The organism is Acidimicrobiales bacterium, assembly GCA_033344915.1.
GTDB lineage: Bacteria > Actinomycetota > Acidimicrobiia > Acidimicrobiales > Aldehydirespiratoraceae > JAJRXC01.
Genome location: JAWPML010000001.1, coordinates 16,887 through 43,188 on the forward strand (window position 1 = coordinate 16,887; position 26,302 = coordinate 43,188).

The 26,302-nt window shown below is 71.0% G+C and carries 30 protein-coding genes; 18 read left to right on the plus strand and 12 right to left on the minus strand.

The window, feature by feature from the left end:
• Window positions 1–36: 36 nt before the first annotated feature.
• Together R8F63_00080 and R8F63_00085 are read left to right on the plus strand one after the other, a co-directional pair.
• Window positions 37–933: a TIGR03564 family F420-dependent LLM class oxidoreductase gene (locus tag R8F63_00080; GenBank protein ID MDW3216977.1), complete on the plus strand. Its 897-nt coding sequence runs from the start codon at window positions 37–39 to the stop codon at window positions 931–933.
• 93 nt (window positions 934–1,026) lie between these two features.
• Window positions 1,027–1,470: a DUF4262 domain-containing protein gene (locus R8F63_00085; protein MDW3216978.1), complete on the plus strand. Its 444-nt coding sequence runs from the start codon at window positions 1,027–1,029 to the stop codon at window positions 1,468–1,470.
• A 66-nt stretch (window positions 1,471–1,536) separates the two neighbouring features.
• On the opposite strand, the gene R8F63_00090 is transcribed toward R8F63_00085, so the two are convergent.
• Complete coding sequence (locus R8F63_00090) at window positions 1,537–2,370, minus strand: DUF1932 domain-containing protein (protein ID MDW3216979.1); 834 nt, start codon at window positions 2,368–2,370, stop codon at window positions 1,537–1,539.
• Between the two features lie 53 nt (window positions 2,371–2,423).
• Between R8F63_00090 and R8F63_00095 the strand changes: the two genes are divergently transcribed.
• The 4 genes from R8F63_00095 to R8F63_00110 all read left to right on the plus strand — a co-directional run bounded on the left by R8F63_00095 (window position 2,424) and on the right by R8F63_00110 (window position 6,694).
• Window positions 2,424–2,840: a hypothetical protein gene (locus tag R8F63_00095; protein MDW3216980.1), complete on the plus strand. Its 417-nt coding sequence runs from the start codon at window positions 2,424–2,426 to the stop codon at window positions 2,838–2,840.
• A gap of 119 nt (window positions 2,841–2,959) precedes the next feature.
• On the plus strand, window positions 2,960–3,118 hold the full coding sequence (locus R8F63_00100; protein ID MDW3216981.1) for a hypothetical protein: 159 nt from the start codon (window positions 2,960–2,962) through the stop codon (window positions 3,116–3,118).
• 50 nt (window positions 3,119–3,168) lie between these two features.
• Window positions 3,169–5,277, plus strand: a complete 2,109-nt coding sequence (locus tag R8F63_00105) for a hypothetical protein (protein ID MDW3216982.1) — start codon at window positions 3,169–3,171, stop codon at window positions 5,275–5,277.
• Between the two features lie 49 nt (window positions 5,278–5,326).
• Window positions 5,327–6,694 (plus strand): hypothetical protein, encoded by a 1,368-nt coding sequence (locus R8F63_00110; protein ID MDW3216983.1) that lies wholly within the window; start codon window positions 5,327–5,329, stop codon window positions 6,692–6,694.
• Between the two features lie 13 nt (window positions 6,695–6,707).
• Here R8F63_00110 and R8F63_00115 read toward each other — a convergent pair whose 3' ends face one another.
• From R8F63_00115 to R8F63_00125, 3 genes are read right to left on the minus strand one after another with little or no spacing between them, the layout of a single operon-like run.
• Window positions 6,708–8,240 (minus strand): AMP-binding protein, encoded by a 1,533-nt coding sequence (locus R8F63_00115; GenBank protein ID MDW3216984.1) that lies wholly within the window; start codon window positions 8,238–8,240, stop codon window positions 6,708–6,710.
• Between the two features lie 24 nt (window positions 8,241–8,264).
• Window positions 8,265–8,855, minus strand: coding sequence for a hypothetical protein (locus tag R8F63_00120; protein ID MDW3216985.1), 591 nt, complete (start codon window positions 8,853–8,855; stop codon window positions 8,265–8,267).
• Window positions 8,852–9,790, minus strand: coding sequence for a carbon-nitrogen hydrolase family protein (locus R8F63_00125; GenBank protein ID MDW3216986.1), 939 nt, complete (start codon window positions 9,788–9,790; stop codon window positions 8,852–8,854). Before R8F63_00125 ends, R8F63_00120 begins: the two co-directional genes overlap by 4 nt.
• A gap of 25 nt (window positions 9,791–9,815) precedes the next feature.
• On the opposite strand from R8F63_00125, the gene R8F63_00130 reads away from it, so the two are divergent.
• The 4 genes from R8F63_00130 (at window position 9,816) to R8F63_00145 (ending at window position 11,719) form a co-directional block, all read left to right on the plus strand.
• On the plus strand, window positions 9,816–10,184 hold the full coding sequence (locus tag R8F63_00130; protein ID MDW3216987.1) for a S4 domain-containing protein: 369 nt from the start codon (window positions 9,816–9,818) through the stop codon (window positions 10,182–10,184).
• Between the two features lie 73 nt (window positions 10,185–10,257).
• A complete protein-coding gene (locus tag R8F63_00135) occupies window positions 10,258–10,653 on the plus strand; it encodes a hypothetical protein (GenBank protein MDW3216988.1) in 396 nt (131 codons plus the stop codon).
• Window positions 10,650–10,868, plus strand: a complete 219-nt coding sequence (locus tag R8F63_00140; protein MDW3216989.1) for a helix-turn-helix transcriptional regulator — start codon at window positions 10,650–10,652, stop codon at window positions 10,866–10,868. Before R8F63_00135 ends, R8F63_00140 begins: the two co-directional genes overlap by 4 nt.
• A complete protein-coding gene (locus R8F63_00145) occupies window positions 10,865–11,719 on the plus strand; it encodes a penicillin-binding transpeptidase domain-containing protein (GenBank protein ID MDW3216990.1) in 855 nt (284 codons plus the stop codon). The genes R8F63_00140 and R8F63_00145 overlap by 4 nt, the downstream gene beginning before the upstream one ends.
• Here R8F63_00145 and R8F63_00150 read toward each other — a convergent pair.
• The 4 genes from R8F63_00150 to R8F63_00165 all read right to left on the minus strand — a co-directional run bounded on the left by R8F63_00150 (window position 11,716) and on the right by R8F63_00165 (window position 16,356).
• A complete protein-coding gene (locus R8F63_00150) occupies window positions 11,716–14,007 on the minus strand; it encodes an MMPL family transporter (GenBank protein ID MDW3216991.1) in 2,292 nt (763 codons plus the stop codon). The genes R8F63_00145 and R8F63_00150 overlap by 4 nt on opposite strands.
• Window positions 14,008–14,082: 75 nt before the next feature.
• Window positions 14,083–15,486: an HAD-IG family 5'-nucleotidase gene (locus tag R8F63_00155; GenBank protein MDW3216992.1), complete on the minus strand. Its 1,404-nt coding sequence runs from the start codon at window positions 15,484–15,486 to the stop codon at window positions 14,083–14,085.
• On the minus strand, window positions 15,483–15,935 hold the full coding sequence (locus tag R8F63_00160; protein MDW3216993.1) for a hypothetical protein: 453 nt from the start codon (window positions 15,933–15,935) through the stop codon (window positions 15,483–15,485). The genes R8F63_00155 and R8F63_00160 overlap by 4 nt, the downstream gene beginning before the upstream one ends.
• Window position 15,936: 1 nt before the next feature.
• Complete coding sequence (locus R8F63_00165) at window positions 15,937–16,356, minus strand: PPOX class F420-dependent oxidoreductase (GenBank protein MDW3216994.1); 420 nt, start codon at window positions 16,354–16,356, stop codon at window positions 15,937–15,939.
• Window positions 16,357–16,439: 83 nt separating this feature from the next.
• Here R8F63_00165 and R8F63_00170 point away from each other — a divergent pair, with 83 nt between their 5' ends.
• Complete coding sequence (locus tag R8F63_00170; GenBank protein ID MDW3216995.1) at window positions 16,440–16,916, plus strand: hypothetical protein; 477 nt, start codon at window positions 16,440–16,442, stop codon at window positions 16,914–16,916.
• Window positions 16,916–17,290: a hypothetical protein gene (locus R8F63_00175; GenBank protein MDW3216996.1), complete on the plus strand. Its 375-nt coding sequence runs from the start codon at window positions 16,916–16,918 to the stop codon at window positions 17,288–17,290. Before R8F63_00170 ends, R8F63_00175 begins: the two co-directional genes overlap by 1 nt.
• 5 nt (window positions 17,291–17,295) lie before the next feature.
• On the opposite strand, the gene dinB is transcribed toward R8F63_00175, so the two are convergent.
• The gene (dinB, locus tag R8F63_00180) at window positions 17,296–18,537 is read right to left on the minus strand and encodes a DNA polymerase IV (protein ID MDW3216997.1); all 1,242 of its coding nucleotides are present in this window, start codon (window positions 18,535–18,537) and stop codon (window positions 17,296–17,298) included.
• 90 nt (window positions 18,538–18,627) lie between these two features.
• On the opposite strand from dinB, the gene R8F63_00185 reads away from it, so the two are divergent.
• The 3 genes from R8F63_00185 to R8F63_00195 are packed head-to-tail and all read left to right on the plus strand — an operon-like array spanning window position 18,628 to window position 20,239.
• A complete protein-coding gene (locus tag R8F63_00185; GenBank protein MDW3216998.1) occupies window positions 18,628–19,179 on the plus strand; it encodes a hypothetical protein in 552 nt (183 codons plus the stop codon).
• Window positions 19,180–19,207: 28 nt separating this feature from the next.
• Window positions 19,208–19,867, plus strand: a complete 660-nt coding sequence (locus R8F63_00190) for a hypothetical protein (GenBank protein ID MDW3216999.1) — start codon at window positions 19,208–19,210, stop codon at window positions 19,865–19,867.
• Between the two features lie 15 nt (window positions 19,868–19,882).
• The gene (locus R8F63_00195; protein MDW3217000.1) at window positions 19,883–20,239 is read left to right on the plus strand and encodes a hypothetical protein; all 357 of its coding nucleotides are present in this window, start codon (window positions 19,883–19,885) and stop codon (window positions 20,237–20,239) included.
• 14 nt (window positions 20,240–20,253) lie between these two features.
• On the opposite strand, the gene R8F63_00200 is transcribed toward R8F63_00195, so the two are convergent.
• The 3 genes from R8F63_00200 to R8F63_00210 are packed head-to-tail and all read right to left on the minus strand — an operon-like array spanning window position 20,254 to window position 24,798.
• On the minus strand, window positions 20,254–20,505 hold the full coding sequence (locus R8F63_00200) for a DUF2277 domain-containing protein (GenBank protein MDW3217001.1): 252 nt from the start codon (window positions 20,503–20,505) through the stop codon (window positions 20,254–20,256).
• Between the two features lie 15 nt (window positions 20,506–20,520).
• Window positions 20,521–23,364 (minus strand): ATP-dependent DNA helicase UvrD2, encoded by a 2,844-nt coding sequence (locus R8F63_00205; GenBank protein ID MDW3217002.1) that lies wholly within the window; start codon window positions 23,362–23,364, stop codon window positions 20,521–20,523.
• Between the two features lie 57 nt (window positions 23,365–23,421).
• Complete coding sequence (locus tag R8F63_00210; GenBank protein MDW3217003.1) at window positions 23,422–24,798, minus strand: MFS transporter; 1,377 nt, start codon at window positions 24,796–24,798, stop codon at window positions 23,422–23,424.
• Window positions 24,799–24,867: 69 nt separating this feature from the next.
• Here R8F63_00210 and R8F63_00215 point away from each other — a divergent pair, with 69 nt between their 5' ends.
• Genes R8F63_00215 through R8F63_00225 form a run of 3 tightly spaced genes read left to right on the plus strand, consistent with a single transcriptional unit; the run spans window position 24,868 to window position 26,290 of the window.
• Window positions 24,868–25,605 carry a 3-hydroxyacyl-CoA dehydrogenase family protein gene (locus R8F63_00215; protein MDW3217004.1) on the plus strand — a complete coding sequence of 246 codons (738 nt, stop codon included), beginning with the start codon at window positions 24,868–24,870 and terminating at the stop codon, window positions 25,603–25,605.
• Complete coding sequence (locus tag R8F63_00220) at window positions 25,605–25,862, plus strand: GlsB/YeaQ/YmgE family stress response membrane protein (protein ID MDW3217005.1); 258 nt, start codon at window positions 25,605–25,607, stop codon at window positions 25,860–25,862. Before R8F63_00215 ends, R8F63_00220 begins: the two co-directional genes overlap by 1 nt.
• Complete coding sequence (locus R8F63_00225) at window positions 25,859–26,290, plus strand: nitroreductase family deazaflavin-dependent oxidoreductase (protein MDW3217006.1); 432 nt, start codon at window positions 25,859–25,861, stop codon at window positions 26,288–26,290. Before R8F63_00220 ends, R8F63_00225 begins: the two co-directional genes overlap by 4 nt.
• Window positions 26,291–26,302: the final 12 nt, after the last annotated feature.

Genomic DNA, 26,302 nt, shown 5'->3' on the forward strand with positions numbered 1-26,302 from the left:
TGAGTCAGCGCCGAGCCGCGGCGTAGGGTCGCCCGCATGGACATCGGCATCTTCACCCAGACGGACGACATCGACGACCTCATTCGCCAGGCTCGGCAGGTCGCCGACGACGGCTTCTCCACCCTCACGATTCCGCAGATCTTCGGGGTCGACGCGATCACCATGCTCGGCGTCGTGGCCCGGGAGGTGCCGGAGCTGCACTTCGCGACGGCGGTCATCCCGACCTACCCCCGCCACCCGGCCATGCTGGCGGCCCAGACGAAGACGCTCAGCCACATCAGCGGCGGCCGGTTCACGCTCGGGATCGGGCTCTCCCACCAGATCGTGATCGAGGGCATGTTCGGCATGTCGTTCGAGAAGCCCGTGCGCCACATGCGCGAATACCTGGACGTCCTGCTGCCCCTGCTCGACAACCAGCCGGTCGATGCGGCCGGGGAGACGTTGACGTTTCGCGGCGGCCTCTCCTTCAACGCCCCGCCCACGCCGGTCGTCATCGCCGCGTTGGGTCCGGCGATGCTGAAGCTGTGCGGTTCGCGAACCGACGGGACGTCCACCTGGATGACCGGACCGAACACGATCCGCGACCATGTCGCGCCGACCCTGCGGGCGGCGGCCGAGGCGGCCGGGCGTCCCGAACCCCGGGTCATCTCCTCGGTGCCGGTGTGCGTGACCGACGACCCCGCCCCTGCACTCGAACGGGCCGCGAGCCAGTTCGAGGTGTACGGCGGGCTGCCGTCGTACCGGGCGATGATGGATCGGGAGGGCGTGACGGGTCCGGCCGACATCGCGATCGTCGGCACGCAGGACGAGGTCGTCTCCCGCGTGCGGTCGTTCGGCGACGCCGGTACGACGACCTTCAACGCGGTGCCGTTCGGCACCCAGGACGAGCAGGCGGTCACGCTGCAGACGCTCGCCCTCGCCAACCGGGGCTGACCGACCCGCCCCGGACTGTCACACCGTGGCGCCACACTGGTGCCACGCTCGCCGGCGGTGGTCGCCGGTCTCTCCGACGAAGAGAGAGAGGCCATGGCCATGTGCATGCGTTGCGACGGCTACAGCTGGGACGAGATCGACCGCCACACCGACCTGATGATCCGGGTCCACGGATACGTGATGGTCCAGGTGGAAGGTCCGTCCCCGTGGACCTACACGATCGGTGCGTTCGAGAGTTGGGACCAGCCCGAGTTGTTGGTCGTCGATCTCGAACCCGAACTCCAGAAGGTGCTCGTGCACGCGGTCGCGGACGATTACGTCCGGCGCGGCGAGATCGGGGACGACACCCTCGACCTCCTCGATCTCAAGCTGATCGCGGTCCACGAGTCGCACTTCGACGACGGCCTCGTCGGCCGCTGGGAGGACCGTTACTCGATGCGGGCCCAGGCCGGTGACTTCGTGCAGATCGTGCCGGGTGCGTCCTGGTTCTGCGGCCACCACGAGGGGGCGATGCGGCGGCTCGACGACGCGGCCTGAGCGGGTCAGGGGCCGGGCGGGCCGTTCAGCCGTCCCGCTCGACCAGACGATCCAGGGACGGGTGCCCTACGGCGGGGCGAGTCGGTCGAGCACGTCGGCGAGCTCGACGGCGTCCGCGTCGCGCAGGTCGGCCAGACGGCGATAGATGTCGCCGGCCGCGGTGTGGAATCCGGCCGGGAGGCCCGCGGCGGCGAAGGTCGAGGCGATCTCGTCCATCTCGCCGGCGAATCGCCAGGCTTTCGGCGCGGTGCCGGCAACGGTCCGGGGGAGTCGGGCGAGGAGGTCCGGGGTGAGCGTCGACCAGGCGTGTTCGAGTCCCTCGGCGACGCCCTCGTGCTCGGCGAGGGCGCGGATCGCGAGGAGCAGCGCGCTCGTGCCCTTGCTCCATGCCGCGAACGCCATCTTGACCGCTGACGCGGCACCCGGGGCGCCGTCCACGGTCTCGGTGATCACGGCGCTGCCGGCGAACGCGTCGTGCAGCGCGGCGACGGGTGCCGCGGGGCCTGCGAGGTAGAGCACGGTCGCGCCCCGCGTCGTCGCCGGCGGGCCGATGATGCCGCCGTCGACGAAGACGCCGCCCGCCGTCTCCACCTGCGCACCGATCGCCCGGGCGGTCGCCGGCGCGATCGCGTTGGCGTCAAGGTAGGTACCGGTGAACCCCGTGGCCACCACGGCCGCGGCCAACTCGACGGCGGCGGCGGGCGGACACACCGAGATCAGCGTGTCGCACGAGGCGGTGAGGTCCTCCAGCGTCGCCTCGGCCCGCAGGCCGGCGCGTCGAGCGCGAGTCACGCTGGCCGGGCTGCGGCCCGCGTCGGTCCAGCGCACGTCTCCGCCGGCGACGAGGGCGGCGCCGATCGAGGCGCCCATCGCGCCGGGGTGGAGGATGCCGATTGCCATTCCCCGAGTCTCGCGGACCGGTGAGTGTCACACCCCCTCGACATGATGGAGACATGCTCACCGAGGTCGCCACCGGACGTCCCGTCGTCTCCCTCGTCGACGCGCGAGAAATCGCCGCCGACATCGCCGCAGCGGAGGAAGCCCGCATGCTGCGACGCGACGCGACGGCACTGGTCGAGCGCATGGCCGTGCGGGCGCGCGCGGCCGGCGTCGATCATCCGGTGGCGGCCGCGGTGGCCTTGGCAAGCCGGGTCAGCTCGCTGGTCGGGCCGGAAGCGTTCGCCGAGCGTCTCGGAATCCCGCTCGATCGGTTGGTGGCGGCCGAGTCGGGTGCCGTGCGCTTCGGCGACCTCCCGGTCGCCTACGACGGGCCCTGCGCGGCGCTGGGGCTCGATCTGTTGAGTCTCGCCGACCTCGAGCGGCAGTGGTTTCTCGCGGCCGACGAGGTCGACGAATCGGCGGAAAACTGAACGAAGTATCTACCGCGCGGTCACATGCGCCACCGTGCGTGACGTGACACAGGTGTCTCGGCGCGATGTGGCACGGTGCGAGTGTCGGTCCGGCGGTGACCGGCAGCGAAGGGTTGGCGATGCTGCGAATCGAAGGAAAACACACCGAACAACACCATGATCCGTTGCGGACGCATGGCGTCGAGGGCGAGGGTCCGCTGCTGCTCGGTGCGCTCGTCTTCTCGTGGATGCTCGCGATCGGCGTCGGCTGGCTGCTCTGGCGGATGGCGCCGATCTGACGACGGCGGTCAGTTGGTCGGGCGCGGCCGACCGCGCGATGCTGCGACCCATGTCTTTCTCTCGTCGCGCACCGATCACCAGCCGCCTGACCGGACGAATCGGGGTGGCGCTGCTCGCCCTGTCCCTCCTCGCCGCGGCCTGCAGTGACGACGGTGAGGGCGGCGGGGAGGCGACGTCCACGACCGCGGCCCCGACGGACGACTCCTCGACGACCTCGTCGACCACCACCTCCGCACCGATCGGCGAGGGTGGGTTCGCCGGCTCGATCGACATCACGCTGGATCAGCCGGAGTCGTGTGAGCTGCTGGCCGCAGTGTGCCTGCTGCCCTTCCCGAGTGATGCACTCACCGTCGCCGATGACTCGACGGTGACCGGCCGGCGCGTGAACCTCCCGGCCGAGGGCACGCCGGTGAACGCGGACGGCGTGGCGATGGATCCCTCCCGCCAGAACCTCGCCGACGGGTTCTCGCCCGGGAGCGCGGCCCTGGTGGTCCTTCCGGGGGTCGATCCCGCCGGGTCCGGTCTCCCGTCCATCACCGACATCGCCGCCTCGCTCTCCGAGGACTCGGGGAGCGTCGTCGTCGACGCCACCACCGGCACGCGCTGGGCCCACTGGGCGGAGCTCGACGCCAACGCGACCGACGCCGCCCGCCAGGGCCTCTTCCTGCGGCCGGCGCAGAACTATCCGGAGGGACACCGCATCGTCATCGGCCTGCGCAACCTGGTCGACGACGACGGCGCGCCGATCGAGCCGAGCGACGTGTTCCTCGCCTACCGGGACCGGCTGGAGACGGAAAACGAGACGCTCGAAGCACGTCGAGACGACATGGAGCGGGTCTTCGCCGACCTGGCGTCGGCCGGCGTCGCCCGCGAGGAGCTGGTGCTCGCGTGGGAGTTCACGGTGATCTCCACGGAGAGCCTCACGGGTCCGCTGGTCCACATGCGCGACGACGCGTTCGCGATCCTCGGCGATGCGGCCCCGTCCTACACGATCGACAACATCGAACGTGACGGCGGCGACACCTACACGATCATCGAGGGCACCTACGACGTGCCGCTCTACCTCACCGGCGACGGCGGGCCCGGCAACGGGCTCAACCTCACCAGCGACCCGACCCTTCCCGAGGTCAACGGCACCTGGCCGTCGGTCTTCCGTTGCATGGTCCACGACAACACCACCGCTGACGAGCCCGCCGGCGGCGTCATCTACGGCCACGGCCTGCTCGGCACCCGCAACCAGGCCACGTCGGCGGGCCCGCGGCTGCTCGCGGAACACCACAACCACATCATCTGCGGCACCGACCTGATCGGCATGGCGGACGAGGACGCCGTGAACGCGATCGCGATCCTCGGCGAGGCGTCCACGTTCCACACGCTGAGCGACCGACTCCTTCAAGGTCATCTGAACACCCTGTTCCTCGGTCGGCTGCTCAAGCACCCGGACGGGTTCGCGGCGGATCCGGCGTTCCGTGACGAGAGCGGCGCTCAGTTGCTCGACACCGATCAGCTCGCCTACTACGGCATCAGCCAGGGCGGCATCATGGGTCCGGTCTCCACCGCGGTGTCGACCGACTGGGACATCGGGGTGTTCGGCGTGCCGGGCGTGAACTACTCGACCCTGCTGAACCGCAGTGTCGATTTCGACCTCTACCAGGCCTTCCTCGACCCGGCGTATCCCGACAAGCTCGACCAGGCCCAGCTCCTGTTGCTCATCCAGATGCTCTGGGACCGCGGTGAGGGCAACGGCTACGTGAACCACTATCGGGAACCGCTCGCCGGCCTCGACGAGAAGCGCGGTCTGTTGCACGGCGCACTGGGCGACTTCCAGGTGGCGAACGTGGCCATGGACGTCATGGCCCGCTCCATGGGGGCGTCCGTCGTGTGGCCCGCAGTGGGCGAGGGCCGCTCGACCGACGTCGAGCCGTTCTGGGGGATCCCGCGCATCGAGTCGTATCCCCACGACGGCAGCGCGACCGTCATGTGGGACAGCGGCACCGCGGTGCCGCCGATCGAGAACGTGCCGCCCCGCGACGGCATCGACCCCCACGAGGATCCGCGCCGCCATCTCGTGGCCGTGGAGCAGATCGACCACTTCCTGCGCACCGGGACCGTGATCGACGTGTGCGACGGCGAGCCCTGCATCTCCCCGCCGCGCTGATTCGGCACGCGCCGCTGCCGGCGCGGGTTGACGTGCGAACATGGCGGCCGTGTTTCGTCGCGTCATCGCCGGTCTGATCCTCGGCCCCGCCCTGCTGCTCGGGTCCTTCGCATGGTGGGGTTTCCTCGCCCTGCGCACGGTGTTCGACGAGAGCCGCACGAGCACCATCGCCGAGGAGTTGCTCGAGAACGACGAGGTGGTCGATCAGATCGGCAACAACATCGGCAAGGCGCTCGAGGCGGCGATGCCGGAGTCGATCCAGCTCAGCGAGGCCCAGGTGGCCGCCGGCGTGGACATCATCCTCGACGATCCGGTCGTGCGGGATCTGATCATCAACGCGTTCGGGACGACACACCGGGCCTTCCTCGGGCTCGACGACGCGCCGGCCGAGATCGACCTGGGGCCGGCCCTCGAGTCGTCACGCGAGCGGATCGGGATCTTCGCACCGACGGTCGCCGCAGAGCTGCCCGAGGAGTTCGTGGTCGAGCTGCCGACCGAGCGCATCCCGAACGCCTCGCCCGTGATCTCGTTCCTCGAGCGGACCGTCCCGCTGCTCGCCGCCCTGTCCGTGACCATGGCGTTGCTGGCGTTCCTCACCACCAGCGACCGGTCGCAGGTGCTCGGCAAGGCGGCCCGGTGGGCGATCGGAACAACGGCGTTCTATCTGATCATCGGGCTCGGGGTTCCCTATCTGCTCCGCCTCCTGGCCCCCGATGGCGCCGAGATCCTCGCCGCGTTCCTGACCGCGATCCTGCGGGCGGCCCTGATCCCGTCCATCGTGCTGGGCGGGATCGGTGCGGTGCTGCTCCTGCTCTCGATGTTCTGGCCCGACCCGGACCGCCCGCGTGACGAACCGGCCAGCCGGCGTCGGCGCGAACCGACGCCCGTCGCCGCGGGCCCGGCACCCGCGCCCCCGGTGTCCGCGCCCCCGGTGCGCGAGCCCCGCCCCCGTCCCGCCCCCGCGCCGGCCCGGCCCGCGTCGCCCCCGGTCGCGGCCCCGGCGCCGCGACCCGATCCCGCGCCCGCCCCGGACGCAACCGCGGCCATGCCGGTGGCCCCGGTCGACCGGCCGAGCCCGGCACCGCCACCGACACCGCCTCCGGCCCCTCCGGCACCGCCGACCCCGGCGCCGGATCCCGCGGCCCCACTCGCGGCCCCCCGACCCAAGCTGCCCACGAGGGCCAAGCCTCCCGAGGCGGTCGCCTTCCCGGCCTGGACGGGTGATCCCGAGCCAGTCGCCGAGCCGGAGCCGGTCGCGAGCGATCCGCCCGCCGACGCGACGGCGAAGTGGCGCCGACCCACCTGGGTGGAGGGCCACGGCTGGGTGATGGATCCCGACGATCCGCGCGACCCGCCCAACAACGCGCGCTTCGTGGAGGGCGTCGGCTGGGTCGTCCCCGGCCCGCCGCCCTCGTGAAGCCGCGGGGCCGTCAGCCGATGGCCCGCTCCTCGTTCTCCCAGTAGGGGGCCCGCAGCTTGAACTTCTGGAGCTTGCCGGTCGCGGTGCGGGCGAGTTCGTCGCGGAACTCGACCGAGGTCGGGCACTTGTAGTGGGCCATGCGCTCGCGGCAGTGGTCGATGATGTCCTGCTCGGTCGCGGACGCGCCCGGGGCCAGCACCACCAGGGCTTTGACGGTCTCGCCCCACTTCTCGTCCGGCACGCCGATCACGGCCACCTCGGCGATCGCGTCGTGGGAGAAGACGCAGTCCTCGACCTCGATCGAGGAGACGTTCTCTCCGCCGGAGATGATCACGTCCTTCTTGCGGTCCTGGAGGTTGACGAAGTGCTCGTCGTCGATGAATCCGCCGTCGCCCGTGTGGAACCAGTCGTCGGCGAGTGCTTCGGCGGTGGCCTCGGGGTTGTCCCAGTAGCTCTTGAGGATCACGTTGCCGCGGGCCAGCACCTCACCCTCGTCGTCCGTCGCCATCGTGACCCCGAGGGCCGGGTTGCCCGCCCGTGAGAGCTTGACGGCCCGCTCGCTCGGCGCCAGCTCGTCCCATTCGGCGCGGGTGCGGTTGATCGTCAGCAGGGGTGCGGTCTCGGTGAGGCCGTAGATCTGGATGAACTCCCAGCCGAGCTCGGTCTCCACCCGTTCGATCGTGCGGGTCGGGGGCGGCGCGCCGGCGACCACGATGCGGACCCGCCCGGCCCCCGGAATCGGGCCGTCCCAGTCGGCCGCGGCGTCGAGCACGGCCGCGACGACGGCCGGTGCGCCGCACATGATGGTCACCCCGTGCTGGTCGACCCGACGGAGGATCTCGGGGCCGTCGACCTTGCGCAGGACGATCTGCTGGGCCCCCATGGCCGTCATCGCGTAGGGCATGCCCCAGCCGTTGCAGTGGAACATCGGCAGGGTGTGCAGGTAGACGTCGCGATCGCTGACACCGGTGTGCCAGCCGAACGTGGCGGCGTTGATCCACAGATTGCGGTGCGTCATCTCGACGCCCTTCGGGCGAGCCGTGGTGCCGCTCGTGTAGTTGATCGTCGCGGTCGCGCCCTCCGACGGCTCCCAGGGCCGCGGCTCGGTGCCGATGCGGTAGAGCGAGTCGCTCTCCTCGCCGGCGATGAAGCGGTGCTTCACGTCGATGTCGCCGAGGGACGGCTCGAGCTCGGGGTCGATGATGAGTGCCTCCGCGCCACAGTGCTGGACGATGTAGTCGACCTCGTCCCGACTGAGCCGGAAGTTGATCGGCACGGCAACCCGTCCGAACGCGCTCGTACCGAACAGGTGCACGAGGACGCGGGCCGCGTTCTGCGACACGATGCCGACGCGGGCGCCGTGTTCGAGTCCGAGATCGTCGAGACCGGCGGCCAACCCGGTCGCCAGCTCCTCGAATCGCCGGTACGTGATGTCGCCGAGGGACGGGGCCGGCTGATCCGGTTCGTCGACGATTCCCACGCGGTCGCCGTAGACGAGCGACGCCCGGCGCAGATGATCAGCGATGGTCAGCGGTACTTCCATGGAACCCCCTCGAAGACGCCGAAACTACCGCGCCAGTTCACCGCGGTCGAAGGGCGGCAACATCCACTGGACGGCGGGGCCGATGGCGAGGAGCCACCAGACCGTCCCCCACCCGACGGTGCCGCCGAGCACCACACCGACCGCGAACGCGGTCGCCTCGATCAGGAAGCGGGCCCGCCGAATCGTCATGCCCCGCGCGTGGAGACCGGTCATGAGACCGTCGCGGGGACCCGGTCCGAGCCGCACCCCGAGGTAAAGGCCCGATCCGAGGGCGGTGACGAGGGGTCCGGCGATGGTGAGCGCGGCGCGCGCCGCGGTTGCGTCCGGGGTCTCGATGAGCCAGATGGCCAGATCGGTTGACGGCCCGATGATCGCGACGTTGGCGACCGTGCCCAGGCCGATCCGCACGCCGAGCGCCAGGGTCGCCACCAGCAACCCGACGCCGGTGACGATCGTCGCCGTGCCGATGCTCAACGGCGTGTGGTCGGCGAGGCCGTCGTGGAAGACCGTCCAGGGCCCCTGTCCGTAGCCGCCCTGGACGATGAAGCCGAGGCCGAACCCGAACAGGACGAGACCGAGGACGAGTTGGGGGACCCGGCGAAGCCGGGCGGTCACCCGTCGCCGTCGAGCAGGGCGGCGAACTCGCGACGCACGAGATCGGTGATCGGCCGCTGTTCGCCGAGCCGCCATTCGGTCCACGGGAGCCAGCCGTGCCACTGGGCGACATGGTCGAAGTCCAGGTCCGCCACGATGACCTCCTCGCTCGCGCCGGCCGTTGCGAGGGCCACGGCGAACCCGGGGAACTCCGGCCCGCCGATGACGCTTCCGCCGGCCCACGACGAGTCGCCGTGCTCACTGCCGACCCGGTTGGACGACACCGCGTAGACGAGGTTCTCCTGGGCTCGCACCAGCGTCGCGTGGGTCAGGTTCTCGCGGGCCTGGGGCAGATCGGATCGCCCGGTGGGGTTCACGAGGAGACGGGCGCCCTTCAGGCACTGGAGACGGGCCAGCTCGGGGTTGTTGTAGAAGTCGTAGCAGATCGAGATCGCGATCGGTCCGAGGGCCGTCTCGAACACGGGCAACTCGGTGCCGGGGGTGAAGCGGTCCGTTTCGAGCGGGATGCCGAGATGGAGCTTGCGATACGTCTGGATCGAGCCATCCGGGGCGACGAGGTTCGCGCTGTTGTGGATCGTGCCGGGCGTGTCGCCGGTCTCCTCGAACCCGTAGATCACGTGGATCGGGTGCCGCGCCGCTTCCGCCGCGAGTCGCGTCGCCGACGGGCCGTCGGCGGCCTCCGCCTGGCCGAGATGCCAGTCGCACGGCGCGTGGGCGGACGCGCAGCTCTCGCAGGATCCCCAGGTGTTCAGCGCGAGCTCCGGGAACACCACGAGATCGGCGCCCTGAGCGGCCGCCTCGCCGATCGCGTCGGCCATCTTCTCGAGGGTCGCAGCCTTGTCGCGGGGCACGGCAGCGAAGTTGACCGACGCCACGCGGATCGACGTCGGCCACCTGGGGTCGTTGATGCGGTGCGATGCGGGGCTGTCGGTCATCCGGTCATACTGCCAGACTCGACCGATGGCGGTTCGCGTCGACAAGTGGCTGTGGTCGGTCCGGGTCTACAAGACCCGCACGAAGGCCGCGGACGCGTGCAGTGACGGCAAGGTGCTCGTCAACGACACGACGGCGAAGCCGGCGACCCGGGTCGATGTCGGCGATGTCGTCGTCGCCCACCGGCGCGATCGCATCGTGGTCTATGTGGTGAAGGAGACGATCGAGAAACGGGTGTCGGCGGCGCGAGCGGCGGCGTGCGTGGAGGACCGTTCACCACCTCCCGAGCCGCGGGAGGCGCCGGCCGCGGCCGTGTTCGCCCGCCGGGACCGGGGAGCGGGACGGCCGACGAAGCGGGAGCGGCGCGACATCGACCGTCTCCGGCGTCGCTCCTGAGGCCGTCCCGAGGTCGAGATGGTGTGGTAAAGGTCACTTGTCATTTTATCAAGGTCGCTTTACCCTCCGATCCATGAGCGAATCGGCGACAGACATCCGCAACCGCATCGAGTACCGCCGGGACATGGTGCCCGCGATCGCCGGCTATGGCGCATTGCTCGCCGTGGCCCTGGCGGTCGTCGGCGACGAGGTGGACTCCGTCTTCGAGTGGGCCCTGATGCTCTCGCCCCTGCTTCCTGCGATGTGGGGCGTGCGGGCCGTCGTCCGTCAGCTCCGGCGGGTGGACGAGTACCAGCGCACCCTGCAACTCGAGGCGATGGCGGCCGGCTTCGCGGCGGCGATGATCGCCGCCCTCACGCTCGGCTTCCTCGGTGTGGCCGGCGTGGCGAGCCGGTCCACGGGCTGGATCGTCTATGGCGCGGGCATGGCCACGTGGGCCGTCGTCGCGTTCGGTCAGGCTCGGGCGTGAAGAGCCGGCTGCGGGCGATGCGGGCGGAGGTGGGATGGAGCCAGGCTGCGCTCGCCGACGTCCTCGGGGTGTCGCGCCAGACGGTCAACGCCATCGAGACCGGCCGCTACGACCCGAGCCTGCCGGTCGCCTTCGCCATCGCGGCGGCGTTCGACACGACGATCGAGGACATCTTCATTCCGGAGCCGGCCGACCGGGAGAACCCCGCGCGGTGATCGTCCGGTGGGCCGTGTGCACGGCGATGGTCATGGTGCTCGCGGCGTGCGCCGACCGCGGCACGGGCACCGCGCCCGCGACCGGCACCGAACCGAGCCTCGTCGAGGAACCCGACTGGGCCAATCTGTTCGAGGAGCACGGCGTCGAGGGCACCTTCGTCCTCCGCGAGATCGGCGACACCACGATCCGGGTCCACGATCCTGCCCGGGCCCGACGGGCGGAGATCCCGGCCTCCACGTTCAAGATCCTGAACTCGCTCATCGCCCTGGAGACGGGCGTCGTCGCCGACGTCGACACGGCGATTGATTGGGACGGCGTCGAACGGTCCGTCGCCGCATGGAATCGGGACCACTCGCTGCGGACCGGGATCGAGGTCTCGGCGGTGTGGCTGTACCAGGAGATCGCGCGTGAGGTCGGATCCGTCCGCATGGCGGAGATGGTGGACGCCGCGGACTACGGAAACGCCGACATCGGCGGACCGATCGACGAGTTCTGGCTGCGTGGTGCGCTGCGGATCTCGCCGGTCGAGCAGATCGACTTCCTCGCTCGTCTCGTCACCGGTGATCTGCCCTTCGACCTCGCCCACGTCGATGCGGTGCGCGAGATCCTCGTGCGGGAGTCAGGCCCCGGCTGGGTGTGGGCCCACAAGACCGGCACTGCGCTCGCTGCGGAGCCCGTGCTCGGCTGGCTCGTCGGGTTCACCGAGTACGAGGGGCGGGAGTGGGTGTACGCGATGAACCTCGATCTCGGCACGATCGATCTGCCCGAGGAGATCGAACCCGAGGTCCGACAACTCGTCGCCCGGAGCATCCTCGAACGGGCCGGGGCCCTGCCCGCCGGCTCCGGTTAGGCGCCGACGATCTCCCGGTCGCTCCGGTGCGCCGCGGCACCCTCGAGTTCGATGTGGGGGAGGATCCGGTCGAGCCACCGGGGGATCCACCAGTTGCGCGATCCCAGCAGCTCCATGGTGGCCGGAACGAGCAGCATGCGGACGAGGGTGGCGTCGAGAATGATCGCCGACGCGAGCCCGGTGCCGAAGACCTGGATGATCCGGTCGTCCTCCAGCAGGAAGCTGCCGAACACGACCGCCATGATCGCGGCGGCGGCGGTGATCACCCGGGCGGTGCCGGCCAAACCGTCGGCGACGGATTCGACGGGGTCGCCGGTGCGGTCGTACTCCTCGCGGATCCGCGAGATCAGGAAGACCTCGTAGTCCATCGAGAGACCGAAGACGATGGCGAACATCATCATCGGGATGAAGGGCTCGATCGGCGCCGGTTCGATGCCGGTCAGATCGCTCAGCCAACCCCACTGGAAGATCGCCACCACCACGCCGTAGGCGGCGCTGATCGACAGCAGGTTCATGATCACAGCCTTGAGCGGCACCAGCAGCGAGCGGAACACCGCCATCAGCAGGAGGAACGACACCGTGAGGACGGCGGCGAAGAAGATCGGGGTCCGCCCCGCGAGATAGTCGCTGAAGTCGATGCTCGCCGCCGTGCCTCCGGTGAGGAAGACCTCGAGGGTGGAGTCGCCGACGGCGACCGGGATGACGTCGTCGCGCAGATGGTTGACGAGGCGTTCGGTGGCGAGGTCCTGGGGTGCGGTCGTCGGCACCACCCGGAGGATGAACGCTTCGGCGGCCGCCGGATCGTTCGGGATCGGCCCGAAGGTGGCCGCCACGCCCGGATCGGCCGCGAGGGCGTCCACGACCGTGGACAGCTGGGCGACGTCGGCGGCCGAGCCGGCTCGGGCGGTGACCAGGAACGGCCCGTTGAATCCGGGGCCGAAGCCCTCGGCGACCAGCTCGTACGCCTTGCGTGTGGTGCTCTCCTCGGGATAGTTGCTCTCGTCGGAGAATCCGAGTCGGAGCCCGAGGACCGGTGCGGTGAGCACGAGCAACAGCGCCGTGCCCACCAGGGCGACCGACCACGGACGGGACTGGACGAGCCGGCTCCAGCGATAGGCGAACGTCTCGCGGAGCGGTTTGATCTCGCGGGCGGCCAGCGGGCGCTTGAGCACGGGGACGAACAGGCCGGCGACCAGCACGACGAGCGCGGCGACGAACGCGCCGGCGAGCGGCGCGATGCCGAGGCCGACGCCGAGGAGTCCGACGGCGACGAGCCCGGCCGCGAGCACGCCGCGCACCCGGGTCACCTCGAGACGTCCGGCGCCGAAACCGAGCAGTGCGGGCAGCAGGGTGAGCGAGGAGATGAGCGTGACGAGCACCGTCGCCGCCATGCTCATGCCGATGCCCGTCACGAAGGGCAGACCGATGGCGAGCAGGCCGAGTAGCGACAGCACGACGGTGAGGCCGGCGAAGAGCACGGCGCGACCGCTGGTGGCCATGGCCCGGGTGATCGCCCCGAGCGGGTCCTCGCCCTCGTGGATGAGATCGCGGTAGCGGTTGATGATGAAGAGGGCGTAGTCGATGCCCACGCCGAGCCCGACCATCACGGCGAGCGTGGTCGCGAACTGGGGGCCGTGGGTGAGATTCGAGACGAGCAGCGTGAGGGTGAGGCCGCCGGCCACGCCGAGCACGGCCCCGCCGATCGAGAGCCCCATCGCGATGACCGATCCGGTCGCGAGGATGAGGATCACCACGGCGAACGCGACGCCGATGAGCTCGGTCTCGGGCGGCTCGAACGCGGCGAGCGCCTGTCCGCCCAGCTCGACCGTGAGCCCGTCGACCTCCGGGATGAGCTCGGCGAGCTCCTCGCCGATCAGACCGGACTCCTCCTGGCTGACCTCCCGATCGAGGTTCACATCGGCGAAGCCGATCGTCCCGTCCGGGTTGATCGCGCCGCCGCTGCCCTCGTAGGGCGAGGCGACCGTGACGAACTCGATCTCGTTCGCGGCGGCGAACATGGCGGTCAGCTCCTCGACGATCGCCGGGTCGTCGACGCCCTGCTCGGCCGTGAAGACGATCTGACCCGTCAACCCGTTGCCGAGACCGCCGAAGTACTCGTCGACCACCTCGAAACCGGCTTCGGTCTCCGATCCCGGGATCTCCTGTTCGGCATCGAAACCGCTGCCGAGCGTCGCGACCGCGATGCCCATCAGGGCGAGAGCGGCGAACCAGAACCCCACCGCTTTGCCGCGATTCTGATGACACCAGCGTCCGATTCGAGCGACCATCTCGCCAGTCTGGTGGGGGGACGGACCGTTGGTCGTGATCGGGTGGTGTGACGTCGGCCACGCGGCCGAGGTCGGTCAGTCCGTGGCTGCGTCGTGGGGGAGCGACCCCCGCGCGGCGCGGATGTAGCCGTAGGGGGTCTCGGCGCGGAAGTTGCTGACCCGGCTCGTGTACACGTCGGCGTACTTCTCCACCTGACGGGCGAAGAGGCTCTTGTCGATACCGGCCCGCATGAGCGGGCCCCAGGTGCGGTTTCCCTGCTCGGTGGCGGCGCGGGCGAGGGGCGCGATCCGGCCGTCGATCTCGGTCACCGCGGCCGCGGCCGCCTCGACCTCGGCATCCAGCTCGCTGTGGTCCTCGCCCTGCACCACCTTGTGCCGTCGGGCCATACGCAACGCCGAGTGGGCCCGTTCCCGAGCGATCTTGACGTCCATCATCTCGCGGAGCCGAGTGCTGTCGTCGGCGAACGCGGCGGCGGCGGCGACTTCCGCCTCGAGCTCGCGTGCGATCAGGGCGGTGCGCCACCGCAGCACGTCCTTGGTGACGTGGACGTCGCCGAAGAGGTGGTCGCCGACATAGAGGAACTGGGCCGGATCGTGCTCCAGGCTGTCCTCGACCATGCGGGCGTTGCCGCCGTGGTACACCTCGCCGGGCACCAGCGGGCCGAGGTGGGGTTCGAGCAGCCCGCGCCGTTCGTCGACCACCCGGAAGATCGGGCCCGGCTCGGAGAAGAACCGGGGCTTCGCGGCGGCCACGATGACGATGTCGAAGAGGTCCCGCCAGGTCTCGCCGTCCGGCATGAAGCGGTCGACGGCCCAGTTCATCATGTGCTGGGTGTAGGACCATTCGGAGTTCGTGATGAGCAGCAGCTGTTTCCCGGCGAGGCGCTGTTCCTGCAGCGTCGGGACCAGCTCGGGATCGGGGTCGACGAAGCGCTCGGGGTCGGCGACGATCGCGGCCTTCAGCGAACCGTCGCGGTGCACCGTGCCGAGGGCATGGTCGATGGCGCGGTACAGCGACGCGTAGGAGGTGATCCCCGGCAGCGGTTTCACGTCGTGACGGGCCACCAGCTGGCACCACAGCGAGGCCCGGCTCAGCTCGAACAGGGTGTTCATGAACTCGAAGCGATCGTCGCTCAGCTCCACGACGGTGCCGTAGTAGGTGTCGCGCAGGTCACGGAAGCCCAGGTGGGAATCGCCGTGCTGGGCCCGCACGGCGTAGCCGAATCGGGTGGCCTTCACGAGGTTGCCGAGGTCGAGGTCGAACGTGAGCCCGAGGGTGAAGGCGTCGGGATCGAACGTGAGGTCCTCGACCGGCCATCCCTGGTCGGCGAGCACGCCGCGGGCGTGTTCGAACGCGGCGCGCTCCCACTCGTCCACGAAGTAGTGGATCAGCGTGTAGTCCATGTCGTAGCCGATGGCCCGCACGCCGCGGAGGTTGAGGGTGCGGTTGGAGAAAACGCCGCGGGCCGGATCGGTCACGTCGTCAGTGTCGCACGTCGTACCGGCTCGATCGCGTCCACATAGTCGGCGAGTCGCGCCGCGATCTCGATCGGGGCTTCGGGGTCGTCGGGGTCCGGCGGTTCCCAGACCTCGGAGATCCGACGCCATCCCTCCATGCCGAGGAACGGTCCGGCTTCGGCGTCCTTGCCCAGCGCCTTGCGCCACGCGCCCGTGCCCGTGAGCCGGTCCAGGGCGGCTTGGTTCTCGGCTTCCTTCGGGTACTCGGCGTGGTAGCCGATCTCGAGGGCGGCCTCGCCGTCCACGCGGATGAGTTGCGCCTCGTAGTGCTCGCGAGCGGCGCGCCCCTCGGCGTCGCCGAACCAGACCTTCAGCCCCCGGCGGTGCGATGTCGCCTGCGGCTCGCCCAGTTCGTCGTCGACGAACCCCTCGAAGGCGTCGAGCACGTGCTCGAAGAAGTTGCGCTCCACGTCAGCCGTTGATCATGCCGGTGACGGACCGGGGCGTGAGCCGGATCACGCATCGGCCGTCGGCGACCATCGCCCGGCGGTACTCGTCCCAGTCGTCGTGGTCGCCGGCGACCGCCCGGTAGACCTCGATCAGCTCCTCGACGGCGGCGTCGTCGGGAGCCGTCGCGACGTCCGACAGTTCGGCGGTGGCGTCGATGGAGACGTAGGAGTAGGCGGCGGGGTTCGTGACGTGCAGCAGTACCCGTCCGTCGCGGGCGATGTTGCGGGTCTTCGCCCGGTCGTGGGTGACGCTGATCTTGATCGTGTCGCCCATCACCGCGTAGGCGATGTCCGAGGACTGGGCCCGGCCGTCGCGGCGCAGCGTGATGAGCACCCCGTTGCGTCGTCCGGCGGCCCACTCGAGTGCTTCGGCGATCTCCATGCGTCGGGTCTAGCACCCGAGGCGAGCCCGCGAAACCGGCCGTGGGGCTCACACACCCACCGTCGGATCCGACAGGGAGCGTCATGCATCTGCTGCGATCACGACGTCGACGCGTCCGCTCGATCGCCGTCGCCGGCGCGGTCGTGCTCGCCGCCATCGGCCCGGTCCCGCTCGCCGGGGCCGCGGACTCCACCGGCGACCTCGACGACGGGATGTCGCACGAACGGGTCTCCGAGCTCGTCGCCGACCTCCTCGCGGGGCTGGGCGTGCCCGAGGACGAGGTCGACGCGGTGGTGGCCGAGGTCCTCGCCGGCGTGGCGGGTCGGCTGAACCGGATGGTGGACGAGGGTTTCGTCACCGTCCCGCAGATCGAGGAGCGCCACGAGGGGCGGGCCGACGTCGGGTCGCCGCCGCCGGAGCCCTACCCAACGAACGCACCACCGGCGCCGACCGCCCCGCCGCCTGCGGTCTCCTACCCCGACACCGGGCCGACCCTCGGCGATCCGCCGCCCCCGCCCCCGGCTGCCGGTCCGACCGCCGTGATGGAGGCGCCGCAGTGATGTCCATCCCGATCTCCCGCCGGCTCGCGCCGGTCGTGTGTCTCTTGACCGTGGTGCTCGCGGCGTGCGGCGGCGAGTCGGCCCCGGCCCCCGGGGCGGAACGCTCGGTCGACCCGACGACGACGGTCGCCGCCGAACCGGTGGCCGCCCCGCCCGTCGCGGAGACCGGCGCGGACGGCGAGATCGCAGACGGCAGTGCGGAGGTTGACGACGCCTCGCCCGACCCCGCCGGCGTGGTCGCGGCCATGATCCTCGTGGTGAGCGGCGGCGACCTCGACGGTGCGGTTGGCGCTGGCATCGTGACCGAGGCGGAGGCGGAGGCGGCGGTCGCCGCGCTCGAGTCCGGCGATCCGGAGATCGTCCTCGCCGGCTGACACCGCTAGTCGGCGTCCAATGCCGTCGGCCGGGTGAGGGCGGGGATGCCGCCCGCATGGTCGATCAGCGAGGCCCGGGCCACCGCCGACTTCCCCCAGCGCCCGCGGATGTCGTCCATCATCTCATCCAGCGCGGTGGTCTCCCGACCCTCCTCGGGAAACCGGAGGGCGAGCTGGATCGCGTCGGGACGGCCGAGCCCGGAGAACGTGATGCCGATCAGGGTGCAACCCTTGCGGCCGAGCGCGCCGCCGGGGCCATGGGGACCGTCGACCAGGTCGAGCAGGAGCTCATCGGCGGTCGCGGTCAGGACGCCGGTGTTCTGGCTCGGCTCGATCAGGGTGCGGGACCGACTCTCGTAGCGCATCTCCTGGGTGCGATAGCGCACGGTGACGGTGCGGGCGACCCGGTCCGCCTTGCGCAGGCGGGCGGCGACCTTCTCGGCGAGCGCCAGCAGCTCGCGACGCAGTTCCTCTCGGGTGCGGATCCGGTTGCCGAGGGCCCGCTGCGCGCCCATGGACCGGTCCCGGCGACCGGTGTCGACCCGGCGTGGATCGAGGTTGTGGGCGAGATCGCGGAGGTGGCGGCCGGCGTGGGGGCCCAGGTAGCCCTGGAGGTCGGCCCGACCGCTGGAGGCCAGATCACCCACGGTGTCGACACCGTGATCGTGGAGTTTCCCCGCCGTGACCGGACCGACGCCCCACAGCACCTCGACCGGCAGCGGGTGCAGGAACGCCAGCTCCTGGCCCGGCTCGACGTAGAGGAGACCGTCCGGCTTGGCCTGCGCGCTGGCGACCTTGGCGAGGAACTTCGTGCGGGCGACACCGACGGACAGGGGCAGGCCGACGTCTACGAGGACGCGGGTGCGCAACTGGGCCGCGATCTCGCGGGCCGGGCCGAACAGGTGCTCCGCCCCGGTCACGTCGAGAAACGCTTCGTCCACCGAGATCGGTTCGACGAAGGGCGTGAAGTCGTGGAAGCGCTCGAAGACGGCGTCGCTCGCCTCGGAGTAGGCGTCCATTCTCGGCTCGACCACGATCGCGTTGGGGCACAGCAGGCGTGCCTGCCCGCCGTTCATGGCGGACCGCACGCCGCAGCGCTTCGCCTCGTAGCTGCATGCGAGAACGACCCCGCCGCCGACGATCACCGGGCGGCCCCGGAGGCGGGGATCGTCTCGCTGCTCGACGGAGGCGTAGAACGCGTCGAGGTCCGCGTGGAGGATGGTGGCCCGGCGGGTCTCGGTCGACATGGGTGCATCGTAGGACGAACATCTGTTCGTCTGCCACCGCATCGACACCGGATCGCCGTCGCTGTCACACCGGCCGGGCAGACTGCCGCCATGGCCACTCGGCGCTACGGCACCATCGTGAAGCATCTGACCGACGATCCCGACACCGCGGTCGAGCTCGCCGCGAAGCTGAACGACGAGGTGCTCCACCACCTGGCCGAGGCGCTGCACGACGAAGCGCGCCGGCGGGCGATCGCGGCGGGCGACCACGCGGCGCTGATCGCCGAAGTGTTCGAGACCGGGTTCGGCCGCGACGGCCTCGGCGTCGATCCGTGGATCGAGGGCGACGTGGTCGTGTGCCCCGGGGCGATGGTCGCGAAGAGCAAGAGCAGCCATCGGTGCCGGTTCGTCAGCGTGGACGACGTGTGGATCTGGGAGTCCGGCGAGCTGATCCAGGAGGACAAGCGGTCCAACCCCGGTCCGGAGGACGGTTTCCGGGCGGTCGCCCTGCTGCCGATCCTCAACGGCATGACCCTCGATGTCGTCACCGGGCGCGCCCGGGGCGGCCAGCACAGCGTCGACCGGGCAACGTCCTATGTCGTGCGCCGGGGCAAGCTCGTCGAGGTCAGCCAACGCAACGTGAGCGGGCGGGGCATGCAGTGAGCCCGCCGCCCGGGTGACAGACTCGGGCATGGGTCTCGACCGACACACGACCGTCGATGCCGCCGTCGAGGAGGCATGGAGCGGCCTCGCCCGGGCCGGTGCCTGGTGGACCGGCGCCCAACGGGTGGCGATCGCCGCGGCGACCCGCGCCGCCGCGCCCCGCCCGCTGTGGGAGAAGGCTCCGGACCTGGCGGCCCTGTCCCGTGAGGCCGCCGGCGCCGCCCTGTCCCCGTTCGTCGCCGGGCTCGTCGAGCGCATCGCGGTCGAGCCGTCCTCGCTGACGCGCGACGACGTGAGGGTGATCACCGCCGAACTCGGTGATGCGGCGTACGCCGAGCTCGCCTCGGTCGTCTGCCAGGTCGTGGCCGTCGACCAGCTGGCCGCGGCCCTCGGTGCCGACGTTCGCCCCCTGCCGGAGCCCGTCGCGGGCGACCCGAGTCGGCTGCGGCCCGAGGGCATGGCCGACGTCGGCGGACACATCGACATGACCGCCGACGCGGTGGGGCCGAACGTCGCCCGCTCCTTGAGCCTCGCGGGCGACGATCACATTCGCTGGCGCAACCTCGTGTTCGCCATGTACTCCGGCGATCGGTTCGCCGACATGGTGTGGACCACGGGGGCGCTCAGCCGCCCGCAGGTCGAGCTGCTCGCGGCGCGCACGAGCGCGCTCAACGAGTGCTTCTATTGAACGTCCGCCCACACGATGCTGCTCGGTCTGAGTAGTGGTGCGATCGACGAGACCCCCGACATGAGCGCGGTCGTCGGCGCCGCGGGCGGCGACGCCGGCGTGGCCGCGGCCGCCGCGCTCTCGTCCTTCGCCGAGGCGGCATGGCGGCGCGACGAGTCGCTGACCACGGCACGAGAGGCCCTGCGGGCGGCCGTCGGCGATGCCGGTGTCGTGGAGGCCGCCCAGACGGTCGCGATCTTCCGCTCGCTCAACATCGCCGCCGACGCGTCGGGCATTCCGCTCGACGAGGACTGGCGGGGATTCGCGACGGAGTTCGTCGGTGCGCTCGGGTTGGATGAGTTCCGCACCGCGGCGAACACGCCGGGGTTCTGACGGTCAGCTGACGGTCAGCCCTGACGGGCGAGGCGCCGAAGCGGCGGTTCCGTCTTCGGGGGAACCTTGCGGGGTGGGAGCGCGGCGATCAGGTCGCGGGTCGCCTCGGCGACGAGTTCGACAGCCCGCTCGAAGGCCTCCTCCGTCGCCGCGGACGTCTTCTGCACGCCGCTGACCTTGCGGCAGTACTGACGGGCGGCGGCGACGATCTCTTCCTCGGTGGCGACGGGTTCGAGCCCGCGCAGCGTGGTGATGTTGCGGCACATGCCCGCGACGCTAGTTCAGACGGACTCGTCGTCCTCGGGGGCGAGCGCGTCCTCGATGATCGCCAGGATCTCCTCGCCGTACTTCTCGATCTTCACCGGGCCGATGCCGGGCACCGCGAGCAGCTCGTCGTCGTCGATCGGCCGCAGCCGGGCGAGGTCGTAGAGGGTGGCATCGTTGAAGACCACGTAGGCGGGCATCCCGGTCGCCTTGGCGGTCTCACTGCGCCACGCCTTCAGCGACTCCCGCAGGCTCGCCTCGGCGAGGCTGCCCACCTCGGGCACGTCGCGGGATTTCCGCTCGGTCGGGCGGGCTCGGGCCGGGCGCAGCTCCGGCTCCGGTTCGGCATCGGGGTCGCGCGGGGTGGTCAGCTGGGCGACGAACGGCGACGGCGGTTCGCCGGTGGTCACCAGGGCGCGCCGGCTGGCGCGGGTGACGGCGACATGGAAGACCCGGCGCTCCTCCTCGCGATCGGCGGCCAGACGATGAGGCATCAGCCCGGCGGTCGCGTCGTGGACGATGACGTGGGGCCACTCGCGTCCCTTCACGCGGTGGATGGTGCTGAGCCGGACGCCGGCCCAGTCCGGCTCGCGGTCGGTGAGCCGTTCGGCGAGCCATGGTCCGAACCGGTTCGGGTCCGGCTGGGCGCCGGCGACTGCGAGCAGGGCGGCGAGATCGTCGCCGTGGGCCGATCGGTCGACGGAGCGGCGGCTCGCGTCGAGCCGGTTGTCGAGGGCCTGGCCGAGCCCCACGCGGTCGCGGATCGCGGCGAGGAGGGTGGCGGTGTCGGCCCCGTCGTCGGCGAGCCCGCGGATCATCCGCACGTCCTCGGCGAACGCGAGGATCTTGTCCTGATCGCGGGCGTTGTTGAGCCGGCCCGCCAGCTGGTCCAGCTGGCGGGGGCTTCGCTGCTCGCCTACCCACTCGGCGAGCCGCCGGCTGATGCCGCGCGGCGGTCGGCGGACCGCGGTCTCCAGTGCCGTAGCCGGGAGCGCCTGCTCCGGGGCGACCGCCACCCGCAGCCAGGCGAGCGCGCCCGCCACGCCGGTGCGTTCGAGGAAATTGGCGTCGACCGGCGCGCTCGTGGCGATGCCCGCCTCGCCGAGTAGCAGCATCGGGCCGAGCAGCGTGGCGTTGACCCGGGTGAGCACCGCGATGTCGGCCGGGGCCACGCCGTGCTCGACGAGGCGGGTGACCTCGGCCACTGTTGCCCCGAGCGGATCGGGGGACGACGCGATCTCCAGGGCGTCGCCGCCGTCCTCGCGGCCCTTCGCCGCGGTGATGGTCTTGTCGACCCGTCGTCGGTTGTGGGTGAGCAGCGTCGCGGCGCCGCTCACGACGGCGGGCGGACAGCGATAGTTGATCGTCAGGTCGTGGGCGCCGCTCCCGGGGAAGAGGTCGGCGAAGTCGATGAGCCACGAGGGGGAGGCGCCGGCGTAGCCGTAGATCGTCTGGTCGTCGTCGCCCACACCGAACACGTCCGCCCGCGGGCCGGCCAGCAGCCGCAGCAGCAGCACATGGGCCGGGGTGAGGTCCTGGAACTCGTCGACGAGCAGCACGCCGCAGGCCTGCCGGGCTGCTCGTCGCGCTGCCGGGTCGGTGCAGAGCACCTCGATGGCCCCGAGGATCTGTTCGTCGAAGTCCACCACGCCGGCTCCCCGCAGGCGACGACGGAACTCGGGGAGCACCGAGGCGAACTCCTTCACGTCGCCGCCGAATTCCTTCTCGACGGCGGCCGGGGATCGCAGGCCGAGTCGGGACGCGGTGAGCGCTTCGATCCAGACCGCCATCGGATCGGCCATCGCCTGGCGGCGTCCGCCGACCAGGTCGTCGAGCACACGGCGGACCTCGCGTTCGTCGATCACCCGAGGGGCCGACCGGTCGGCCGGCGACGCGAACGGCCCTCGCCCGCTCAGGATCGCGAGCGCAAGAGAGTTGAGTGTGCGGATCTCGAGCCCGGCGAGATCGGTGGTGCGCTCCTGCATCTCCTCGCGGGCGCGCACGTTGAAGGCGACGAGGCAGATCGTGGACGGGTCGATGCCGCGATCGCGCACGAGATGGCGGGCCCGCTCGGTGAGGACGCGGGTCTTGCCGGAGCCGGCCGGTGCGATGATGCGGGCACCACCTCCGCCGTGGGCGACGGCGGCGAGCTGATCGGGGGCGAGGTCTGCGTCCGGGGGCGTGTGGCGCAGCGGGGCGAGCGAGCCGATGCCGAGATGGGCGGCCGGCACGACGGGCGCGCCGAGATCGATGTCGTCGAACCAGTCGAGCGGGCCGCCGTCCACCCAGGCCGGGCCGTCGGGGGTGTCGACGTCGCCCGGCCCGGCGGTACGCGGGGTCGCCCCGGCGGCGACGGCCGCCGAGACGGCGGCGATGGTGGGGGCGTCGGGCCGGCGCGCATCGACGCTGTGGTCGAGCACGAGGAGGCGGAGGATGTCACCCTCGAGGTCGGTTTCGGGCGACAGGTGCCAGTAGTCGACCGCGAGGACGGGATCGGGCTCCGGCAGGTCGGTCGCCAACTCGATGACGACCCGCTCGCGGTCGGCCCGTGCCGCGCGCAGCTTCGCGATCGCGTCGGGGCCGTCGTCCACCGTGATGCGGGGCGCGTCGGCCCAGGGCGCCGGCGCGGTCTGGCCGGGGAGCACCACCACGTTGCGGCCGAGGGCGGCCGGCCCGGCCAGATGGTCCCAGGCGGCAGTCAGCTCGACCGGGGCGACGGCGTCGGGCGCCCGCCGGGCGGCTCGCGGCTCGTCGAACATCGTCGGCTCTTCGGCCGTCGCGGCGCCCGCCGGTGCGCCGGAGCAGGACCGCACCTCGGCCACCGTGGGGTGGCGGTCGCCGCAGTGTCCGCAGGAGATCATCCTCCGCACCGTAGGCGCGGCCACTGACAGTCCCGTGTCCGGGTCGCCGTCACCGGGTCAGGCCGGTTGGCCGCGATGGCGGAGCTGGGCGGCGAGCGGTGCCGCGAGCAGGCTCATCACGAGCAGCAGGATCATGGACGCCTTCACCCCGTCGACCACGCCGTAGCGGGCGAGCAGGGCGATGACGATGGCCGCGCAGAGCGTCTGTCCGATCTCCTGGGAGATCCGGTTCATCGATCCGCCGATACCGAGCCGATCGCCGGTGACGTTCGTGAGTGCGGCGGCCTGCGTTGCCGCGTGGGCGCAACCGACCCCGAAGCCGTAGAGCACGACGAAGGGAACCCACACGGCGAGGATCTGTCGTTCCTCGGTCACCTGGGTGTACATCCACAGGGCGGATCCGGCGAGGAGGAGCGAACCGGGCAGGATGACGGCCCGATGGCCGTAGCGGTCGGCCAGGCGGCCCGCCACCACCGACATCGGGCCCGCGATCGCCGGGATCATCCCCACGGCCAGGCCGGACCACATCAGCGAGAGCCCCCACGACTGGCTCATGAGCTGGACCATCGCGAGGAACGTGCCCGCGAACGTGCCCGCGACCAGGAACGACAGCGAGCTGCCGACCCGGAAGTCGTGGTCGCCGAACAGTGGCAGGTACAGGATCGGTTCGGGGTGACGGGCCGACCGCGCGATCAGGATCGGCAGGACGACGAGCGCGACCGCGATGGCGGCCAGCGTGCGCCCATCGGTGTACCCCCAGTCGTCGCTCTGCACGATGCCCATCGCCAGCGCGGCGATGCCGAGCATCAGTAGCACCACCCCGACGAGATCGGGGGGCTGACGACGCCGCCGACTGGCGAAGTCGTCTCGCGGCAGCCGCGGGGCGACCAGGACGAACACGATGATGCCGAGCGGGACGTTGACGAAGAACGCCCAGCGCCACGTCAGGTTGTCGATCAGGGCGCCACCGACCGCGGGACCGACCGCCGTCGCCACGCCGCCGACGGCCCCCATCGCGCCGACCGCCGTCGAGCGTCGCTCGGGCGGAAACGCATCGAGCACGAGCGCCAACGAGGCCGGCGACTCGATGGCGAGACCGGCGGCCTGCACCATGCGGGCGGCGATCAGGAACTCGACGGTCGGCGAGATGCTGACGAGGGCGCTGCCGACGATGAAGAGTCCGAAGCCGGTGAGGAACATCCGGGCCCGTCCGAAGCGGTCGGCGGCCCAGCCGGCCGGGACGAAGACGGCCGCGGTCGTGATCGAGAACGCGGTCAGCGCCCAGGAAACCGTCTCCTTGCTGACGTCGAACGTCGCCTCGATCTCGCCGAACGCGACGAAGACCAGGGAGAAGTTCAGCGTGGCGAGTCCGATCGCCCCGGCGATCAACCCGTAGATGCGCCACGGTGACGCGGCGAGCGAGGTCTCGTTCACCACGGATGGCTACACCGCGAGATGCATCCGAACGAAATCGTTGCGAGACTCCGCCCATGAGGCAGAACAGTGAGTGAACGCATCGGGGTCATGGGTGCCGGGGTCATGGGCTCGGGCATCGCGCAGGTGATGGCGATCGCCGGGCACGAGGTCGTGTGCCGGGATCTGAGCGAGGACGTGCTCGCCGCGGCCCGCGAGGGGGTGGACACCGGTCGTTTCGGCGTCCGCGGCGCCGTCGAGCGCGGCAAGTTGACGACGGAAGAGGCGGACGCGGCACTCGCGCGGCTGACGTTCACGACCGATCTCGAACCGGCGGTCGACGTCGACGTCATCATCGAGGCCGTGCCGGAGAACCTCGGGCTGAAGATCCGGTTCTGGCGGGATCTCGACGCCCTCGCGCCGGAGCACACGATCTTCGCGAGCAACTCGTCGGGCTTTCCCATCGCCGCGATGGCGGCGGGAACCGACCGGCCCGACCGGTTCGTCGGCTGGCACTGGGCCTCACCTGCCCCGGTCATGAAGCTCGCCGAGATCGTGAAGGGCCCCGAGACGAGCGACGAGACCGTCGACACGATCGTCCGGCTCGCCGGTGCCGCGGGCAAGAACCCGGTCGTCGTCAACGACACCGACCAGTCGTGGGGGTATGTCGCCAACCGGGTGTACTTCGCGATGGTGCGCGAGGCGAACCGCGTCGTCAGTGAGGGCGTCGCCACCCGCGAACAGGTCGACCAGCTGATGCGCGACTGTTTCCGGTGGCCGTCGGGGCCCTACGGCATGGTGGCCGGCGCCGGATCCGGGTGGTCGTGATGGACTGGCTCGGACTGGTCGGGATCGGCTTCCTGGCCGGCCTGATCGCCCGGATGTTCATCCACACCGGTCGCAGCTTCGGCTGCCTCGGCACGATCCTGCTCGGCATCGCCGGCTCCTTCGTGGGCGGCCTGCTCGGATCGCTGCTGTCCGACGGTTCGTTCGACATCTCGACCTCGAGTTGGATCGGTTCGGTCATCGGCGCGATCGTCATCCTCGTCGTCGTCCGCTTCGTCGACTCCGGAGGCAACACGTGAGCGAACAGGACTACGAGGCCAGCCCCTACGACTGGGTGGCCGACCATGTCGAGCGCTACGAGCGCACGGGCGGCAAGGAGGGCGGGGAGTTCAACGGTGTCCCGTGCATCATCCTCACCACCACCGGCCGGAAGTCGGGGGTGCAGCGCAAGACCCCGCTCGTGCGGGTGCCCCACGGCGACACCTACCTCGTGGTGGCGTCGATGGGTGGCCAGCCGACGCACCCCGCCTGGTACCTCAACCTGCTCGCCGACCCGAACGTCACCCTCCAGGACGGCGCCGAGGTCCGGGACTTCACGGCTCGCCCCACCGAGGGCGACGAACACGCCGAGCTCTGGCAGACCGCCGTGGCCGTCTACCCGGAGTACGAGGAGTACCAGGCTCGGTGCGAACGCACGATCCCGGTCGTGAAGCTCGAGCCTCGCTGAACCGGCGCGTCG

Bases quoted from the DNA above. Each gene is read 5' to 3' on its own strand.
- R8F63_00080 (MDW3216977.1), top strand. From the start codon at position 37: ATGGACATCGGCATCTTCACCCAGACGGACGACATCGACGACCTCATT.
- R8F63_00085 (MDW3216978.1), top strand. From the start codon at position 1,027: ATGGCCATGTGCATGCGTTGCGACGGCTACAGCTGGGACGAGATCGAC.
- R8F63_00090 (MDW3216979.1), bottom strand. From the start codon at position 2,370: ATGGCAATCGGCATCCTCCACCCCGGCGCGATGGGCGCCTCGATCGGC.
- R8F63_00095 (MDW3216980.1), top strand. From the start codon at position 2,424: ATGCTCACCGAGGTCGCCACCGGACGTCCCGTCGTCTCCCTCGTCGAC.
- R8F63_00100 (MDW3216981.1), top strand. From the start codon at position 2,960: ATGCTGCGAATCGAAGGAAAACACACCGAACAACACCATGATCCGTTG.
- R8F63_00105 (MDW3216982.1), top strand. From the start codon at position 3,169: ATGTCTTTCTCTCGTCGCGCACCGATCACCAGCCGCCTGACCGGACGA.
- R8F63_00115 (MDW3216984.1), bottom strand. From the start codon at position 8,240: ATGGAAGTACCGCTGACCATCGCTGATCATCTGCGCCGGGCGTCGCTC.
- R8F63_00125 (MDW3216986.1), bottom strand. From the start codon at position 9,790: ATGACCGACAGCCCCGCATCGCACCGCATCAACGACCCCAGGTGGCCG.
- R8F63_00130 (MDW3216987.1), top strand. From the start codon at position 9,816: ATGGCGGTTCGCGTCGACAAGTGGCTGTGGTCGGTCCGGGTCTACAAG.
- R8F63_00135 (MDW3216988.1), top strand. From the start codon at position 10,258: ATGAGCGAATCGGCGACAGACATCCGCAACCGCATCGAGTACCGCCGG.
- R8F63_00150 (MDW3216991.1), bottom strand. From the start codon at position 14,007: ATGGTCGCTCGAATCGGACGCTGGTGTCATCAGAATCGCGGCAAAGCG.
- R8F63_00165 (MDW3216994.1), bottom strand. From the start codon at position 16,356: ATGGAGATCGCCGAAGCACTCGAGTGGGCCGCCGGACGACGCAACGGG.
- R8F63_00170 (MDW3216995.1), top strand. From the start codon at position 16,440: ATGCATCTGCTGCGATCACGACGTCGACGCGTCCGCTCGATCGCCGTC.
- R8F63_00175 (MDW3216996.1), top strand. From the start codon at position 16,916: ATGTCCATCCCGATCTCCCGCCGGCTCGCGCCGGTCGTGTGTCTCTTG.
- dinB (MDW3216997.1), bottom strand. From the start codon at position 18,537: ATGTCGACCGAGACCCGCCGGGCCACCATCCTCCACGCGGACCTCGAC.
- R8F63_00185 (MDW3216998.1), top strand. From the start codon at position 18,628: ATGGCCACTCGGCGCTACGGCACCATCGTGAAGCATCTGACCGACGAT.
- R8F63_00190 (MDW3216999.1), top strand. From the start codon at position 19,208: ATGGGTCTCGACCGACACACGACCGTCGATGCCGCCGTCGAGGAGGCA.
- R8F63_00195 (MDW3217000.1), top strand. From the start codon at position 19,883: ATGCTGCTCGGTCTGAGTAGTGGTGCGATCGACGAGACCCCCGACATG.
- R8F63_00200 (MDW3217001.1), bottom strand. From the start codon at position 20,505: ATGTGCCGCAACATCACCACGCTGCGCGGGCTCGAACCCGTCGCCACC.
- R8F63_00205 (MDW3217002.1), bottom strand. From the start codon at position 23,364: ATGATCTCCTGCGGACACTGCGGCGACCGCCACCCCACGGTGGCCGAG.
- R8F63_00220 (MDW3217005.1), top strand. From the start codon at position 25,605: ATGGACTGGCTCGGACTGGTCGGGATCGGCTTCCTGGCCGGCCTGATC.